This window comes from Bacillus sp. FSL W8-0848 (assembly GCF_038007805.1).
GTDB lineage: Bacteria > Bacillota > Bacilli > Bacillales > Bacillaceae > Bacillus > Bacillus glycinifermentans.
Window position 1 is genome coordinate 20295 of sequence record NZ_JBBOYB010000002.1, and the last position, 16429, is coordinate 36723.

General features: G+C 46.6%; 17 protein-coding genes, 1 pseudogene and 1 riboswitch. Of the genes and pseudogenes, 17 read left to right on the forward strand and 1 reads right to left on the reverse strand.

All coding sequences use genetic code 11. The features are described 5' to 3' along the window. The first annotated feature begins 75 nt into the window (after positions 1-75). From NSQ39_RS20860 to NSQ39_RS20935, 16 genes and pseudogenes are all read left to right on the forward strand, one after another. Positions 76-981 carry an amidase domain-containing protein gene (locus NSQ39_RS20860; protein WP_175076724.1) on the forward strand — a complete coding sequence of 302 codons (906 nt, stop codon included), beginning with the start codon at positions 76-78 and terminating at the stop codon, positions 979-981. A 38-nt stretch (positions 982-1019) separates the two neighbouring features. Further along, a complete protein-coding gene (gene trmL, locus NSQ39_RS20865; RefSeq protein ID WP_175076773.1) occupies positions 1020-1502 on the forward strand; it encodes a tRNA (uridine(34)/cytosine(34)/5-carboxymethylaminomethyluridine(34)-2'-O)-methyltransferase TrmL in 483 nt (160 codons plus the stop codon). Positions 1503-1600: 98 nt separating this feature from the next. Then, positions 1601-2215 (forward strand): YhbD family protein, encoded by a 615-nt coding sequence (locus NSQ39_RS20870; protein ID WP_046132976.1) that lies wholly within the window; start codon positions 1601-1603, stop codon positions 2213-2215. A 13-nt stretch (positions 2216-2228) separates the two neighbouring features. After that, positions 2229-2939: a polymer-forming cytoskeletal protein gene (locus NSQ39_RS20875; RefSeq protein WP_046132977.1), complete on the forward strand. Its 711-nt coding sequence runs from the start codon at positions 2229-2231 to the stop codon at positions 2937-2939. 15 nt (positions 2940-2954) lie between these two features. Continuing rightward, positions 2955-3653 (forward strand): hypothetical protein, encoded by a 699-nt coding sequence (locus tag NSQ39_RS20880; RefSeq protein WP_046132978.1) that lies wholly within the window; start codon positions 2955-2957, stop codon positions 3651-3653. A gap of 406 nt (positions 3654-4059) precedes the next feature. Continuing rightward, positions 4060-5955, forward strand: a complete 1896-nt coding sequence (gene prkA, locus NSQ39_RS20885) for a serine/threonine protein kinase PrkA (protein WP_046132979.1) — start codon at positions 4060-4062, stop codon at positions 5953-5955. A 155-nt stretch (positions 5956-6110) separates the two neighbouring features. Beyond that, positions 6111-7280 (forward strand): sporulation protein YhbH, encoded by a 1170-nt coding sequence (gene yhbH / locus NSQ39_RS20890; protein ID WP_046132980.1) that lies wholly within the window; start codon positions 6111-6113, stop codon positions 7278-7280. Between the two features lie 321 nt (positions 7281-7601). Next, a pseudogene (locus NSQ39_RS20895) lies at positions 7602-8254 on the forward strand (HlyD family secretion protein); the annotation flags it as partial. A 65-nt stretch (positions 8255-8319) separates the two neighbouring features. Then, the gene (locus NSQ39_RS20900; RefSeq protein ID WP_099047099.1) at positions 8320-9885 is read left to right on the forward strand and encodes a DHA2 family efflux MFS transporter permease subunit; all 1566 of its coding nucleotides are present in this window, start codon (positions 8320-8322) and stop codon (positions 9883-9885) included. 16 nt (positions 9886-9901) lie between these two features. Beyond that, positions 9902-10432 (forward strand): NAD(P)H-dependent oxidoreductase, encoded by a 531-nt coding sequence (locus tag NSQ39_RS20905; protein ID WP_046132983.1) that lies wholly within the window; start codon positions 9902-9904, stop codon positions 10430-10432. A gap of 13 nt (positions 10433-10445) precedes the next feature. After that, positions 10446-10790 (forward strand): hypothetical protein, encoded by a 345-nt coding sequence (locus tag NSQ39_RS20910; RefSeq protein ID WP_046132984.1) that lies wholly within the window; start codon positions 10446-10448, stop codon positions 10788-10790. A gap of 104 nt (positions 10791-10894) precedes the next feature. After that, on the forward strand, positions 10895-11662 hold the full coding sequence (locus NSQ39_RS20915; RefSeq protein ID WP_052948589.1) for a hypothetical protein: 768 nt from the start codon (positions 10895-10897) through the stop codon (positions 11660-11662). 4 nt (positions 11663-11666) lie between these two features. Next, entirely contained in the window at positions 11667-12041 is a 375-nt protein-coding gene (locus NSQ39_RS20920; RefSeq protein WP_046132985.1) for a GntR family transcriptional regulator, read from the forward strand. Further along, complete coding sequence (locus tag NSQ39_RS20925; RefSeq protein ID WP_175076723.1) at positions 12038-12733, forward strand: ABC transporter ATP-binding protein; 696 nt, start codon at positions 12038-12040, stop codon at positions 12731-12733. The genes NSQ39_RS20920 and NSQ39_RS20925 overlap by 4 nt, the downstream gene beginning before the upstream one ends. A 14-nt stretch (positions 12734-12747) precedes the next feature. Beyond that, positions 12748-13671: an ABC transporter ATP-binding protein gene (locus tag NSQ39_RS20930; RefSeq protein WP_046132987.1), complete on the forward strand. Its 924-nt coding sequence runs from the start codon at positions 12748-12750 to the stop codon at positions 13669-13671. Continuing rightward, the gene (locus NSQ39_RS20935; protein ID WP_175076722.1) at positions 13664-14608 is read left to right on the forward strand and encodes an ABC transporter permease; all 945 of its coding nucleotides are present in this window, start codon (positions 13664-13666) and stop codon (positions 14606-14608) included. Before NSQ39_RS20930 ends, NSQ39_RS20935 begins: the two co-directional genes overlap by 8 nt. Before the next feature lie 91 nt (positions 14609-14699). On the opposite strand, the gene cspD is transcribed toward NSQ39_RS20935, so the two are convergent. Beyond that, complete coding sequence (cspD, locus tag NSQ39_RS20940) at positions 14700-14900, reverse strand: cold-shock protein CspD (protein WP_046132989.1); 201 nt, start codon at positions 14898-14900, stop codon at positions 14700-14702. Positions 14901-15210: 310 nt separating this feature from the next. Continuing rightward, a riboswitch (SAM riboswitch) is annotated at positions 15211-15325 on the forward strand. Between the two features lie 99 nt (positions 15326-15424). On the opposite strand from cspD, the gene NSQ39_RS20945 reads away from it, so the two are divergent. Beyond that, on the forward strand, positions 15425-16429 hold the full coding sequence (locus NSQ39_RS20945) for a methionine ABC transporter ATP-binding protein (protein WP_046132990.1): 1005 nt from the start codon (positions 15425-15427) through the stop codon (positions 16427-16429).

Below are 16429 nucleotides of genomic sequence, written 5' to 3' on the forward strand. Positions count from 1 at the left end.
GAACGAAAAACCGCTTGTTCTTCCGTTTTGGAAGGCGGGTATTTTTCGATCATCAAACATATGGTGGTGTAGCCTTTGAAAGAGATTATCGAACAGCTGTTGAAGGCAAGGCTGGACTATTTAATCAACGGCAATGATCATCGAAGCTGGCGTGACGCCGGTGAAGCCGAAGTCATTGAACGGAAAAAGAAGCTCTTTGAAAAGCGCGGAGTCAAAATCGTCAAAGCCAAGATGAAGACGGCGATCAAAGATCATTGGCTTGAAGATGACGGAACGGCGCATGTCAATTATCAATCCCATGCGGCATACTTGTGCAAAGATGGGGATGATATGTATATGGAAGAACAAATCGAAAAACGGACCGCTCTTTTATATGGCCAAATGGTGATCAAGGATACGGAAATTCCCCGTCCGTCCGTTCAGCCGGTTTCTGATAATGAGTCCTGCGCCGATTCCGAAGAACGCGAACTATTGGGGCGGGCGTTCACCTATGACAGGCTGTCTGCCGTCCGCTACGCCGAAACATATTGGAATAAGCGGAATCCGGCTTATAAAAATTTTGAAGACAATTGCACAAATTTTATCTCCCAATGCATCCGCGCCGGAGATGCGCCGATGCGCGGCTATCCGAACAGAGGCACAGGATGGTGGATGCAGAATCATTCGTGGAGCTACAGCTGGACCGTCGCCCATTCGCTCAGAACATTTTTGAAGCGGTCAAAGACAGGTCTCCGCGCAATTCAAACGGGCGCAGCCGAAGAGCTGACGGAAGGCGATGTCATCTGCTACGATTTCAACGGTGACGGAAGGTTTGACCACGTGGCAATCGTGACCGCGAAGGATAAAGGCAACATGCCGCTTGTAAACGCCCAGACCCATGACTGCCGGATGAGATACTGGTCATACGAAGATTCCCCCGCGTACACTCCGTCGATCCGTTATGCGTTTTTTCATATTGCGGATGATACGACAAAAGCGTAATGAGTGGTATAATAAACACGGATTTTAGAAAAACAGAGGTGAACATTTTGGCATTGCATGTCGTATTATATCAACCCGAAATTCCTGCGAATACAGGAAATATCGCACGAACTTGTGCAGCAACAGACACAACTCTTCATTTGATCAGGCCGCTCGGCTTTTCAACAGATGATAAAATGCTTAAGCGCGCAGGACTTGACTACTGGGAGTTCGTCAATATCGTTTATCATGACTCATTAGAAGAGCTGTTTGAGGCTCATCCTGAAGGGAAATTTTTCTTTATTACAAAGTTCGGCCAAAAACCGCACACATCATTCGACTATTCAGATCAAAACGAGGATTATTTTTTCGTATTCGGCAGAGAAACGAACGGTCTTCCGAAAGATCTGATCGAACAAAACATGGACCGCTGCCTGCGTCTGCCGATGACAGAGCACGTCAGATCATTGAATTTGTCAAATACAGCCGCAATCCTTGTGTATGAGGCGCTTAGGCAGCAAAACTACAGAGATTTAACATAATGGATGACATTTCCGTCCCCCATAAAAGAAGGGGGACGGTTTTTTTTGTTTGAAACGTAACAGTGTTATGTTACAATGAAGCGGAAGGAGTGAAGCAAATGGCCCGGGAAGATTTAATTTCAAAAAAAGAGCTGCTTGATGCAACATCGATTTCCTACGGGCAGCTGTACAGATGGAAACGGAAAAATTTAATACCCGAGGACTGGTTTATCCGAAAATCTACCTTTACCGGTCAGGAAACGTTTTTTCCAAAAGAAGACATACTGAAAAGAATCAAAAAAATTCAAAGCATGAAAGAGAATCTGTCTCTTGATGAAATGGCGGAAATGTTTTCTCCGAAGCTCGATCAACTGGAGATCAGCCGCAGCGAGCTGCTTGAAAAAGGGCTGATATCAGAGCCTGTCATGTCATTTTTTGAAGAGAATGCTGATAAACGAGATGACTCATTTCGATTGGAGGAAGTGCTTGCGCTATATGTGCTGGAAGGATTGCTTCAATCGGGAGACATCAGTCTTGAGGAAGGGAAAATGGTTCTTGAGGTGATGCTCTCCGGGGCGCGCCCTGAACGCGGCAGGCTGATCGTGCTGAGGAAGCTCGGCATTGCCACATGCTTGATTGCCGAGGGAGAAGCCGTCTTTGAACAGGCGGTGAAAGTGGTTGCTACTATCAGCCTCGCAGAAGCCGGGGAAGAATTGAAGACAAAATTGGTGTAATGGAGGAAAAGCGATGGAAAGCTTAACGATAAACGGATTTGGAAGCTCGGGGGGAGGCACATTTCAAACCGTCGAGCTAAACGGAAAAGGAACGATCAATGGAGATGTCGAGTGCAAACAGTTTTCCTGCAACGGAGCGGGGACGCTGAAAGGCCATGTGAAAGCAGAAACAGTGAAAATCAGCGGCCGCGCAAGCGTTCATGGCGGCATTGCTGCTTCATCCGTGCGGATCGACGGCTCGGCCAAGGTCGAAGGAGATGTAGATGCCGATAAAGTAAAGATCGCCGGACATGCGTCTTTATCAGGTCATGTAAAAGGCGACGACCTGATCATCCGGGGAAAAGCTTCAATCGGAAAAGACTGTGAAGTGGAACATTTTACGGCAGAAGGCTGTTTTACGATTGACGGCCTTTTGAACGCTGAACAGGTTGAGATCAAAATCCACGGGGGCGAAAGCAGGGCGAAGGAAATCGGCGGCCGGCGGATACGCTGCACGGCCCACCGGTCAAAGTTTCTTTCATTATTAAAGCCGTTTCTCCCCGGCCCGGCGCTGACTGCCGAATTGATTGAAGGGGATCATATTGAGCTCGCGAATACGACGGCGAAAATCGTCCGCGGCAATACGGTTATCATCGGCGAAAACTGCGACATCGGGCTTGTCGAATATAAAGAAGAGTTCCGGCAGGCGAAATCGGCAAAGGTCGGAGACAGTCAAAACATCTAGCGGAGGGTCTATGATATGGAGAGAAACAATTTAAAAATCAACGGGTCCGGGAGTGCGGCCGGAGGCACCTATCACAACGTCGTCATCAAAGGCGAAGGAACGATCGGGGCAGGTCTTGACTGTGCGAAGTTTCGCTGCTACGGCACAAGCGTCCTTTCCGGAGATGCGAAAGTGCAGTCATTGCATATATACGGCGAGGCGGAAGTTACCGGGCGGCTGAAAGCAGATAAAGCGAAAATTTACGGTACGGCTGAGATTTCCGGCAATGCCGACATCAGCGAAACTGCCGTGAAGGGCATTCTTACGATCGGGGGAAACTTAACGGGAGATGAGTGCGACATTAAAGGGACCGCTGCCGTTAAAGGCGATTGTGAAGCAGAGCGTTTTACATTAAACGGGAACCTTGAAATAAACGGCCTCCTTAACGCAGGCGAGGTTGACGTCGCCCTGCGGTTCGGGCAGAGTTCGGTTGGAGAAATCGGCGGCACGGCCATCAAGGTGAGAAACAAGCGGGGGCTGTTTAAAAAAAACAGCGGCTTTCTATCAGCAAAAGTCATCGAGGGAGACGATATTTATCTGGAGAATACTTCGGCCGGGATCGTCAGAGGAAACCGTGTGCGCATAGGACCAGGCTGCCGGATTGAAACCGTTGAATACAACAGCGATTATCACGTTTCCGATAAGGCTGAAGTAAAAGAGAATCGACAAATATAATGAAACATTGTTATGTTACAATAAAGAAAAAGGATGGCCGGGTACCCGAACCATCCTTTTTCTTTTTAGTGTTTCTTTCCGGGTTTGCTTTCATACCCGGCGGTGAAAATGGATACGAGAAACGTGAGGATGACCCCCATCATAATCAGCGTTTTCATCAAATCCCCCTCTCCATCCGTTTGTCCCTTGTTGTCTGTTCGCATGCGGTGTATCAGCCGGTCCGCGTGCAGCCTGCGGTCCGGGCTTATCTGCTTTTATTATGACCGGTTTGTTCCGTCCTTGTCAATTAGAGGAAGTGCATTTCAAATTCAACCTAAAAAAGCATCGAAAGGGACATCTCCGCATAGATTGAATGTAACAGTGATTCACTTTTCACCTTGCATCAATCATCATATAGGAGGTTCTTATGGATATATTAAAAAAGATTGAACAGTATAGAGAGGAAGAGCAGCGTCTGAAATGGGAAGGAACCTTCGCTGATTACTTGGAAATCGTCAAAGAAAATCCGATTGTCGCTCAATCTGCTCATTCCCGTGTTTACAATATGATAAAAAACAGCGGCATAGAAGAAAAAGACGGAAAAAAAGTATACCGCTTTTTTGACAAAGAGCTGTTTGGACTTGGGGAGCCTTTGGAACGTCTTGTTGAAGAATATTTTCATCCGGCCGCAAAACGGCTTGATGTCAGAAAGAGAATATTGCTTTTGATGGGGCCTGTAAGCGGCGGGAAATCGACGCTTGTAACGATGCTGAAAAGAGGGCTTGAAGCCTATTCATTGACGGATGAAGGAGCCGTCTACGCGATTAAAGGCTGCCCGATGCATGAAGATCCGCTTCACCTCATTCCGCAGCATTTGCGAGAGGATTTTTACCAGGAATACGGCATTCGTATCCAAGGAAACCTTTCGCCGCTGAACATGATGCGCCTTGAGCAGGATTACGGCGGAAGAATCGAAGATGTAAAGATTGAAAGAATCTTTTTTTCCGAAGATAAACGGACAGGAATCGGAACGTTCAGCCCTTCTGATCCGAAGTCGCAGGATATTGCCGATTTGACCGGAAGCATCGATTTTTCGACGATTGCCGAATACGGATCAGAATCCGACCCGCGCGCATACCGGTTTGACGGGGAATTGAACAAGGCGAACAGGGGAATGATGGAATTTCAGGAAATGCTGAAATGCGATGAGAAATTTCTCTGGCATCTGCTGTCCCTGACGCAGGAAGGGAATTTTAAAGCCGGCCGGTTTGCCTTGATTTCGGCCGATGAATTGATCGTCGCCCATACAAATGAAACCGAGTACCGCTCATTTATCGCCAATAAGAAAAATGAAGCTCTCCATTCGCGCATTATCGTCATGCCGATCCCTTATAACCTCAAGGTATCTGAAGAAGAGCGGATCTACGAGAAAATGATCGCAGAAAGCGATGTATCAGATGTGCACATCGCCCCGCATACGTTGAAAGTGGCTGCGATGTTTTCGATTTTAACACGGCTGAAAGAACCGAAGCGGTCTGATATCGATCTCGTCAAAAAAATGAGGCTGTATGACGGGGAAAGCGTTGAAGGCTATAATTCGTCCGATGTCGAGGATTTGAAAAAAGAATACAATGACGAAGGGATGAGCGGCATTGATCCGCGGTATGTCATCAACAGAATCTCCTCGACGATCATCCGCAAAAACATGGAATCGATCAACGCACTTGATGTGCTTCGTTCTTTAAAGGAAGGGCTTGATCAGCATCCTTCGATCTCTTCTGAAAACCGCGAGCGCTATTTGAACTTTATTTCGGCAGCGAGAAAAGAGTACGACGAGATGGCGAAAAAAGAAGTGCAAAAAGCGTTTGTCTATTCGTATGAGGAGTCGGCTAAAACCCTTATGGACAATTATCTCGACAATGTGGAGGCTTACTGCAATAAAATCAAGCTGCGCGACCCGCTGACAGGCGAGGAAATGAATCCTGACGAAAAGCTGATGAGATCGATCGAAGAACAGATCGGAATCAGCGAAAATGCCAAAAAAGCATTCCGCGAAGAAATCCTCATCCGGATTTCCGCCTATGCGAGAAAAGGGAAGCGGTTTGACTACAATTCGCACGAACGCCTGCGGGAGGCCATTCAGAAAAAGCTGTTTGCAGACTTGAAGGACGTTGTTAAAATCACGACGTCGACAAAAACGCCTGATGAACAGCAGCTCAAAAAGATCAATGAGGTTGTCGCGCGGCTCATCGATGAACACGGCTATAACTCGACGAGCGCCAACGAGCTGCTGAAATATGTAGGAAGCTTGTTAAACCGGTAAATCAAGACCCGTCCGGAAAGGGCGGGCTCTTTTGTCCCATTTTCGCAAATGTTTGTCAAGCGTCATCAGCATCCTGCATAGGATAAAAATAAATATTTTTTAAGACTTGTTTACAGCGATTGGCTTTTCGGATTTATCAATAAGGAGGGGAATTCATGTCCCATAAAGACAACGGCCATTTTATTATTTCTCAGGAAGACTGGTCCCTCCATCGAAAAGGGTATGATGACCAACAGCGCCATCAGAAAAAGGTGCAGGATGCGATAAAAAACAATCTGCCTGACTTGATCACAGAAGAAAGCATCATCATGTCCAATGGCAAGGATGTCGTCAAAATTCCGATTCGGTCATTAGATGAGTACAAAATCCGCTACAACTACGACAAAAATAAACATGCCGGACAGGGAGACGGGGACAGTCAAGTCGGAGATATCGTGGCGAGAGACGGCCCCGATAAAAGGAGCGGCGCCGGAAAAGGACGGGGAGCGGGCGATCAGGCCGGCGAGGATTATTATGAAGCGGAAGTGTCGCTCATGGATCTGGAAGAGGCGCTTTTCAGCGAGATGGAGCTGCCGAATTTAGAGCGGAAAGAGCGCGATGACATCGTCGTTGAAGACATTGAATTTAACGATATCCGCAAAACCGGACTGACCGGCAACATCGATAAAAAAAGGACGATGCTTTCGGCGTTCAAGCGCAACGCGATGACCGGAAAACCGTCGTTTTATCCGATCTTTCCAGAGGATTTGAAATTCAAAACATGGAATGATTCCGTAAAGCCGGAATCGAAGGCCGTCGTGCTGGCGATGATGGATACGAGCGGCTCGATGGGCGTCTGGGAAAAATATATGGCCCGAAGCTTTTTCTTTTGGATGACACGCTTTTTGCGGACAAAGTATGAAACGGTCGAAATCGAATTTATCGCCCATCATACGGAAGCGAAAGTCGTTTCTGAAGAAGATTTCTTTTCAAAAGGAGAAAGCGGGGGAACGATCTGTTCATCCGTCTACAGAAAGTCGCTTGAGCTGATCGAAGAAAAATACCATCCGACCCGCTATAATATTTATCCGTTTCATTTTTCCGACGGGGACAATTTAACGTCTGACAATGCACGCTGCGTCAAGCTCGTCGGCGAAATCATGGAAAAAGCGAATTTGTTTTGCTATGGCGAAGTCAATCAGTACAACAGGCATTCAACATTGATGTCTGCCTATAAAAATATAAAAAATGAAAAATTCAAGTATTATATTTTAAAGCAAAAAGCGGATGTGTTTCAAGCGCTGAAGAGCTTTTTCAGCAATGAAGAACAGCATCAATATACGTAACAGAAACATGTCAGGCCTCTGTTTTCAGAGGCTTTTTTGCCGTGGAAAATATTTATATGAATTTTTTTGAACAATTTCATTGACATTTTTGATTACATTAACTAATATTTAATCTTGTTAACTATTTTATTTTGTTGTGTAGGGGTAAACTGCGTGTTGCGGTTTCCGGTTTTTCTTGCTCAGTTTTGAGCAACTTTTACATAAGTAGCTCATGTACACGTCCGTAATGTTCTGGGCGGAAATTGGGAAACGTAATATGCAGGCATGTGTAAATCGCTGATTAATAAACGATCTGCGGTTATATGAAAAAATAGAAGGAACACGAAAGGAGAAAATAAAAAATGAGCAAAGGACGCTTAATTTTAACAAACATTATCGGACTTATCGTCGTGCTTGCCATTATAGCAGGAGGCGCGTATTACTACTATAACAGTGTGAGCTACGTGACAACAGACGAAGCGCACGTTGCAGGAGACATGGCGGAAATCACCGCACCGGCTTCTGGAAAGCTGTCAGGATGGGATATTGATGAAGGAACAAAAGTGACGAAAGACGAAAAAACAGCAAAAATCAAAGGTGAACAAACGGTTGATGTGAAGTCTATCATGGACGGAACGATCGTTAAAAATGAAGCAAAAGACGGACAAATGGTACAAGCTGGACAAACGCTTGCCCAAACGATTGACATGGACCACCTCTACATTACAGCAAACATTAAGGAAACAGATGTGAAGGACATTGAAAAAGGGGATAAAGTGGATATCGTCGTCGACGGTGATCCGGGCGCGACATTTGAAGGAAACGTTGAAGAAATCGGATATGCGACAAACTCAACATTCGATCTGCTGCCGCAACAAAATACAAGCGGAAACTACACGAAAGTAACGCAAAAAGTACCTGTGAAAATTTCAATTAAAAACCCTTCTGACAAAGTGCTTCCGGGAATGAACGCATCCGTGAAAATTTCGAAATAACCTGAGGGGATAAAAAACAGGAAAGGAGGATGTCTTAAGTGGCTTCCCAAAACAAACAAAGTAATATGTCACTGCTTGTCATATTAATGGCCGGGTTATTTCTGGCCATTTTGAACCAGACGCTGCTTAATGTGGCGATGCCGCACTTGATGACGGAGTTTAACGTGAGCGCCACGACCATTCAATGGCTGACAACAGGATATATGCTTGTCAACGGCGTTTTGATTCCGCTATCGGCTTTTCTGATCTTGCGGTTTGGCGGACGCAGTTTATTTTTGACAGCCATGGCGCTGTTTACGATCGGAACGTTCGTATGCGGAATCGCGCCCAACTTCTCAACGATGCTGATCGGCCGCCTCATCCAGGCTGCCGGCGGAGGAATCCTTCAGCCGCTCGTGATGACTACGATTCTGTTCATCTTCCCTCCGGAGAGCCGCGGGAAAGGGATGGGAATCTTCGGCTTGGCGATGATGTTCGCACCGGCGGTCGGACCGACTTTATCCGGCTGGATCATCGAAAATTACAGCTGGCGGATCATGTTTTACGGACTCGTTCCGATCGGAGTGATCGTCATTATTTTCGGATTCCTCCTGTTTAAAAATATGACAGAGCCTAAAAAGGTGAAGCTTGACGTCGCGGGCGCGATCCTGTCCATCGTCGGTTTTGCATCATTGCTTTACGGTGTAAGTGAAGCGGGCTCTGATGGCTGGGATGATCCGATCGTTCTTACGACCGTTATAGTCGGTGCAATCGGCATCATTGCCTTTATCGTTCAGCAATTGAAATCAAAAGACCCGATGCTCGATTTCAGGGTGTTTAAATACGATATGTTTTCACTATCAAGCGTGATCAATGCGATTATTACGGTCGCGATGTTTGCCGGGATGTTCCTGCTCCCGATTTATCTGCAGAACCTTGTCGGCTTTACGGCGCTTCAGTCAGGGCTGTTATTGCTCCCGGGCGCTATCGTGATGCTTATTATGTCGCCGATTTCGGGAATCTTGTTCGACAAAGTCGGACCGAGACCTCTGGCGATCGTCGGCTTATTGATCACCGCCGTTACAACTTACGAATTTACGACGCTTACCCTTGATACGCCGTATATGCACATTGTCGTGATTTATGCGATCCGCGCGTTCGGTATGTCGCTCTTGATGATGCCGATTATGACGGCCGGAATGAACCAGCTTCCGAAACAATTGAACAGCCACGGAACGGCGATGGCGAATACATTGCGCCAAATCAGCGGTTCAATTGGAACGAGCTTGATTACGACGATTTATACGAACCGTACGACATTCCATTACGCTGCAATGGCCGATCAAACCAATACGGCCGATCCGACGTTTATGCACACATTGCAGTCAACGATCCAGTCAGTCGCGCAATCTATGCATATATCTGCCGAACAAGCACAACAATATGTGATGAAATACCTGGCAGGTCAGTCGCAGCTTAACTCTAACGTCATGGGCATTAATGACGCCTTTATGTGGGCGGCTGGACTCTGTATTGTCGGACTGGTATTAAGCCTGTTCTTAAGAGACGTAAGGAAAGACAAAGAACGCAAGAAATACAAAGAGAAAGAGCTGACTTTGCTGCCGGCTCCGAAGGAAGCGAAAGAGTCTTAAACCAGGAGGTTTTAACATGAAAATCTATGTTGTTTATGACAGTGAAGGCGAGCATACGAAAAAATTAGCTCAATCAATTGCCGAAGGCGCACGGGAATCAGAATCTGCAGAAGTGCTGATCGACCATGTCAGCGAGGCGGACATTAGAAAGCTTGAGGATATGGATGCCATCGTTTGGGGTTGTCCGGGCCATTTCGGCACGATCAGTTCAGGCTTAAAAACCTGGATCGACAGATTGGGGTACCTTTGGGCGGAAGGAAAGCTGATCAATAAGGTCGGCGCGGTTTTCTGCACAACGGCTACGACGCACGGCGGACTTGAAGCGACAATGCTCAACTTGATCACCCCGATGCTGCATCAGGGCATGGTGGTCGTCGGTTTGCCGGGAAACGTGCCCGAAAATGCGTTATACGGTTCTTACTACGGAGTCGGCGTCACTTGTCCGGTAGACAGCGACGAATTGATTTCCGAAGAAGGGCTTCAGCTGGGACGGGCTCTGGGCAGACGCGTCGCACAGGTTACCGGCCGTTTCGTCAGCGGGCAGTAAAGGAGCGATTGCCATGGCCATAATCGTGACCGTTATCGCTGCAATTATCGTCATTATCGGACTCGTTGTGTTTAATGTACGATCCGCATCTCCGGACAAAGACGAGGCTGTTGTGGAGGACCGTACGGAAGACATAGAAGCCCCTGAAGAAGTACAGCGGGAAGAACACCGGCTCAGGCTGCCGGAAGGCTCTTCCGAACCGGATGATCCATACGCCATGAATGATGAGACATACCGGAAAACGCTGAAAAAACTTCATCAGCCTAAAGAACAGAATAAGGTTGAAGAAAAAACGCAAATGGATGATATGGACTATCGGAATGCGTTAAAGTCCATGCAAAAACGCAAGCAGGATTAAGAGCAAATTCGCTGGGTATCAGCGGATTTGCTTTTTTTTTATTGTCATTATCTCTGTATTAGTGTACTATATGAATAGTACTCTAATACAGAGGAGGATATCGTTTGAAATCTTTCGGCGGTTTATTTAGAAAAGATTTGCTCATCTCAAGATTTTGGTCCGTCGTTTGGGTGCTGTTTATGCTGTTTGCGATCGCTGCCTGCTGTACGTTTGCCTATTACACAGGCGAACCGATGGCGATGTTTGGGGGATTTGTCGCCATCTTATTGTTTCATAGTCTGTTTTGCCCTTTCATGATGATCAGCCAGCTCCGTTTGGAAGGGAAGACCCAGCTGTGGCTGCACAATCCGAACAAGGGTGCGGTTTTGCTGCTGTCAAAACTGGCTTCAGCCGCTGTTTATCAATTCGTTTCCCAAGCGATTCTGTTTATGTTCGGATTGGTTGTTAGAGGCATCCTCCAATCCGCAACCGACAGTATGTTTTCTGTTTGGGATCTATTTCTGGTCAGCTTTGCCGTCTTTTTAGGGTCTGTGCTCCTTGCCGTGTGGGTCATGTTTCTGTGGACGGTATATGAAGCACTCAGAAAATATCCGGCGCTCAAGAATATCCGCTGGCTTGTTCCTTTGTTAATCTATAATGCTTACACCTTGCTGGAGGGCAGGTACATAATAAGCGTTTTGTTTGAGAATGTGCAGAAACTCTGGAGCATTTCGTTAAAAACGAATTTCAAATTTCACTATCAAGATGCAAGATGGACTGTTGTATTTTCAAAAATTGATATTCCGATTGTTCTCATCGTGTATTACGCCGTTTTAGCCGCCTGCCTTTTCTATGCCTCCGGCAAGCTGCTTGATAAAAAAGTCGAGGTGTGATCATATGGCAGATAACTTTTCATCATCAAAGCCGATATACCGGCAAATTGCCGAACAGCTTTTGAAAAGAATGATCCGGAACGAGATCAGCCCGGGAGATAAGCTGCCTTCGGTCCGCGAGCTGGCTGTCGAGACGCAGGTCAATCCGAATACGATTCAAAGAACTTACAATGAACTGGAAAGGATGGGAATCGTGGAAACGAGACGGGGACAGGGGACGTTTGTTGTTGAAGAGCCGGAGGTCATCGATCGTTTTAATCGGGAAATGCGGGCGGAGGTCACGGAGCAGTTTGTCCGGAGCATGGAAGAGCTCGGCTTGTCGAAGAAGGAAATACGTTCCGAACTTGACCGCTATTTGCAGGAAGGTGATTCTAAGTGATTGAGCTAAAGAATGTGACGAAAAAATACGGTAAACAATTCGCTTTAAAGGATGCTTCGCTGTCGCTGTCTCTGGGCAAAATCTACGGAATGACCGGTCCGAACGGCAGCGGCAAATCCACGTTGTTAAAGCTGATCGCAGGACTTGTATATCCCGATTCGGGGACGGTTTCAGTCGGCAATGATCCGGCCGCAAGAAGCATGAGCAAAAGCATCGCTTACTTGACAGAGCTTGACATGTTTTATGAGCCTTTCTACGTAAAGGATGCCGTCTATTTTTATGAAAGCCAGTTCGCCGATTTTCAGCTTGATCAAGCGTTTGACCTTTTGAAAGAAATGAAAATCGACGGGGAACAAAAAATCAGTAAGCTCTCCAAAGGGAACCGCGGCAGATTGAAGCTGGCGCTGACTTTAGCCCGCAACGCCCCGGTCGTTCTGCTTGACGAGCCTTTGTCAGGCCTTGATCCTCTTGTGAGGGAGTCGATCGTAAAGGGCTTGATTTCGTATCTTGACCTTGAAAAACAGACGGTGATCATCGCGACGCATGAGATTAACGAAATCGAACAGATTTTGGATGAAGTCATTGTCGTCTTAAACGGGCGGATCGAAGAGAAGAGGAACGTCGAAGAGCTGCGCGAAGAATTCGGGGTGTCGCTTTTGCAATGGTTTAAAACGTTTCTCAAAGACAAATAAGGGAGGAGAAATCAGTGGAAACGCTGCTTCAGTTAAAAAACGTTTCAAAAACGATCAGAGGAAAGAAAATTATCGACGGCTTGAGCTTTGATGTGCGCGCCGGAGAGGTATTCGGCTTTCTGGGCCCGAACGGCGCGGGAAAGACGACGACGATCAGGATGATCGTCGGCCATATGGGCATATCATCGGGCGACATTATCGTATGCGGCGTCAACGTAAAAGAGAACTTTGAAAAAGCCGCCCGGCATATCGGGGCGATTGTCGAAAACCCTGAACTGTATAAATTTTTAACGGGCTACCAAAACCTTCAGCAATACGCGCGCATGTCAAAAGGGGTAACGAAAAGCAAAATCGATGAAGTCATTGAGCTTGTCGGCTTGAAGAGCCGGATTCACGATAAGGTGAAAACGTATTCGCTCGGAATGAGGCAAAGGCTCGGTCTTGCCCAAAGCCTTCTGCACGATCCGAAGCTGCTTATCCTTGATGAGCCTACAAACGGCCTTGATCCGGCCGGAATCAGGGAAATCCGCGATTATTTAAGAAGGCTGACAAAGGAAAAGGGCCTGGCCGTCATCGTGTCAAGCCACCTCCTGTCAGAGATGGAAATCATGTGCGACAGAATTGCGATTATCCAAAACGGAACGCTCCGCGATATTCAACATGTCCATGAACCTGCTGCAGATGAGAAGAAGCGGTACTTTCTTCAGGCCGATGACAGAGATGCGCTGCTTCGTCATGCGTCAGCTTTTGGAGAGCGGAGCATTGAACAAGTGAAGGACGGAATCGAACTCAGCCTTTTAAAAGAAGAAGTGCCTGAACTTATTAAACATCTGACCGACAACGGCGTCCGTTTATATGAAGCGAAAGCCGTCACCAAATCGTTGGAAGACAGATTCCTGGAAATCACCGAGGAACGGGAGGGGACAAAGCTTGCTTAATCTGATTTGGAACGAATGGATCAAAATTTTCAACCGCAAAGGAACCTATGTCATGATCGGAATCCTGCTGATCGTCGTTATCGGGATGGGCATTCTAACCAAGACGATCGGAGAAACAGACCCGAGTACGCACTGGAAAAAGGAACTGGCTCAGGAAAATGCCGATATGAAGAAAGAGCTGAAAAGTGTCAATAGCCCGACGCTTGAAAACAACTATAAAGAGTCGATTGCCATTAATGAATATCGAATTAAACACGATTTGCCGCCGGAAGACGGGACGTATTCGGCAATGTCGTTCATTAGTGATGCCGGGGATATGATTTCTTTGATCGGGTTGTTTGTGATTACGGTTGCGGCGGGAATCGTCGCAAACGAATTCAGCTGGGGAACGGTGAAGCTGCTCGTCATTCGGCCGATCAGCCGCTTTAAGATTCTGTTATCCAAATACATTACCGTTTTGCTTTTGGCGTTGGCCTTGATTGCGATTTTGTTTGCAAGCGCAGGTATTACGGGTCTCGTTTTGTTCGGAGCGGGAGACGGGAGCCAGGTCCATTTGGCATATGCAAATGGAAATGTTAAAGAACAAAGCCTGATCTTGCACCTGGCCGGGAGCTATCTGCTTCATTCGATTTCTCTCTTGATGATGTCGACGATGGCATTTATGATTTCGGCGGTATTCAGAAACAGCTCGCTGGCCGTCGGGATATCGATCTTTCTGCTCGTCATGGGCGGCACGGTAACCAATCTTATTGCGATGAAATTCGACTGGGCGAAATACATTTTATTTGCCAACACTGATTTAACGCAGTATGTCGACGGAACGCCACTTGTGTCAGGCATGACGATGGGGTTCTCGATTTCAGTCTTGGCGGTCTATTTTATCATTTTTCAAGTGCTTGCATTCGGCGTGTTTACAAAAAGGGACATCGCTTCATAAGCAGAAAAAGCACGGCACCGTTTAGGCGCCGTGCTTTTTTATAAAAATAAAAAGACTGCTGACAAAGTCAGCAGTCCCGAAGAAAAGCTTATTACGCTTTTACTACGTTAGAAGCTTGTGGTCCGCGGTTTCCTTCAACGATTTCGAAAGTTACGGATTGGCCTTCTTCCAAAGTTTTGAAGCCTTCGCCTTGAATAGCAGAGAAGTGAACGAATACATCGTCTTGTCCTTCAACTTCGATGAATCCGAAACCTTTTTCAGAGTTAAACCATTTTACTTTACCTTCTAGCATGAAATTTCCTCCTAAAGCGATAACGCTTAAATTCACTATTCTTGCTCTGAAACAAACTTCCAAGACGAAAACTCTTACAAAACTTTCTTCTTAAAGATAGTTCGAACAAAAATAATTACCTTTACTTTACCAGTGTTTAAGGGAAATTACAACTGTTTGAACGCAATTTTTTTAAAAAAGTAAAAAGCCGCTCTCAGCGCCGGAAATTGGGCTTTTTTTGAAGCGCATATGAGCCCGAAAATGTTAAAAATGCGATTGACAACATTCCGAAGAAGCTGTAAAGTTAGGTAAAACTTCACACTTTCATTACTTCTTATTAAGAGAGGCGGAGGGAATTGGCCCTATGAAGCCTCGGCAGCGGGTTCTGCATGATGCAGAATACTGTGCCAACTCCAACAAGCCGAAAAAGGCTTGGAAGATAAGAAGGTCGGATGCACTCTTTATTGCTAATGAGTCTAAAGGCTTCTTCTTATTTTCTAAGAGGAAGCCTTTTTTGTTATCCAAAAAACAGCGGAGGGATCAACATGATTACATTCGAGGGCGTGGAAAAGGTCTATGACAGAAACGGGCAGAAAATCCGGGCGCTTGACGGCATTGACCTTCATGTCGAAAAAGGGGACATCTACGGGGTCATCGGATTTAGCGGAGCGGGAAAAAGTACGCTGATCCGCTGCGTCAATTTTCTTGAAAAACCGACGGCGGGAAAGGTTTTCGTCGGCGGACGGGACTTGACGTCCTTGCCAAAAAACGAAATCCGCTCGGTTAAACGGAAAATCGGAATGGTTTTTCAGCATTTTAATCTATTAAATTCGAAGACGATTTTTGCGAATGTGGCGGCTCCGCTCACGCTCGTCAAAACACCGAAAGCCAAAATCAAGAAAAAGGTGACGGAGCTGCTCCGCTTTGTCGGTCTTGAGGATAAGGCTGACGCCTATCCGGATCAGCTTTCAGGGGGGCAAAAACAGCGCGTCGGCATTGCGCGCGCGCTTGCGACAAACCCGGAGGTTCTGCTTTGCGATGAAGCGACATCAGCCCTTGATCCGCAGACGACGAGCGATATTCTCAAGCTGTTAAAGCAAGTCAATGAACAATATAATATTACGATTCTTTTAATTACCCACGAAATGAATGTCGCAAGGGAAATCTGCGACAAAGTCGCGGTGATCGAAAAAGGGAAAATCATCGAATCGGGCAGCGTGTTTGACGTCTTTTCCGCCCCAAAAACCGAAACGGCGAAAAACTTTATCCGTTCGGAGATCGATTTTGAACTTCCGGAATCGATCAAAACATTGAATATCAAGCACCTTTACCGATTTCAATTTGTCGGGGAATCGTCAGGAAGGCCGTTTCTCTCCCAAGTATCAAAACGCTTTGACGTGGACGTCAATATTCTTCACGGCACGATAACAGAGCTGCAGGGAATTCCGTTTGGAAGCATTACGGTCGAACTCGCGGGCCAAGACGAAGAAATTGCCAAGGCGCTCGATTTTATCAGGCAAGCAAACATTCAAGTTAAGGAGGTAAAGTGA

Bases quoted from the DNA above. Each gene is read 5' to 3' on its own strand.
- cspD (WP_046132989.1), bottom strand. From the start codon at position 14,900: ATGCTAGAAGGTAAAGTAAAATGGTTTAACTCTGAAAAAGGTTTCGGA.
- NSQ39_RS20920 (WP_046132985.1), top strand. From the start codon at position 11,667: ATGGCAGATAACTTTTCATCATCAAAGCCGATATACCGGCAAATTGCC.
- NSQ39_RS20945 (WP_046132990.1), top strand. From the start codon at position 15,425: ATGATTACATTCGAGGGCGTGGAAAAGGTCTATGACAGAAACGGGCAG.
- yhbH (WP_046132980.1), top strand. From the start codon at position 6,111: ATGTCCCATAAAGACAACGGCCATTTTATTATTTCTCAGGAAGACTGG.
- NSQ39_RS20870 (WP_046132976.1), top strand. From the start codon at position 1,601: ATGGCCCGGGAAGATTTAATTTCAAAAAAAGAGCTGCTTGATGCAACA.
- NSQ39_RS20905 (WP_046132983.1), top strand. From the start codon at position 9,902: ATGAAAATCTATGTTGTTTATGACAGTGAAGGCGAGCATACGAAAAAA.
- NSQ39_RS20880 (WP_046132978.1), top strand. From the start codon at position 2,955: ATGGAGAGAAACAATTTAAAAATCAACGGGTCCGGGAGTGCGGCCGGA.
- NSQ39_RS20910 (WP_046132984.1), top strand. From the start codon at position 10,446: ATGGCCATAATCGTGACCGTTATCGCTGCAATTATCGTCATTATCGGA.
- NSQ39_RS20875 (WP_046132977.1), top strand. From the start codon at position 2,229: ATGGAAAGCTTAACGATAAACGGATTTGGAAGCTCGGGGGGAGGCACA.
- prkA (WP_046132979.1), top strand. From the start codon at position 4,060: ATGGATATATTAAAAAAGATTGAACAGTATAGAGAGGAAGAGCAGCGT.
- NSQ39_RS20900 (WP_099047099.1), top strand. From the start codon at position 8,320: ATGTCACTGCTTGTCATATTAATGGCCGGGTTATTTCTGGCCATTTTG.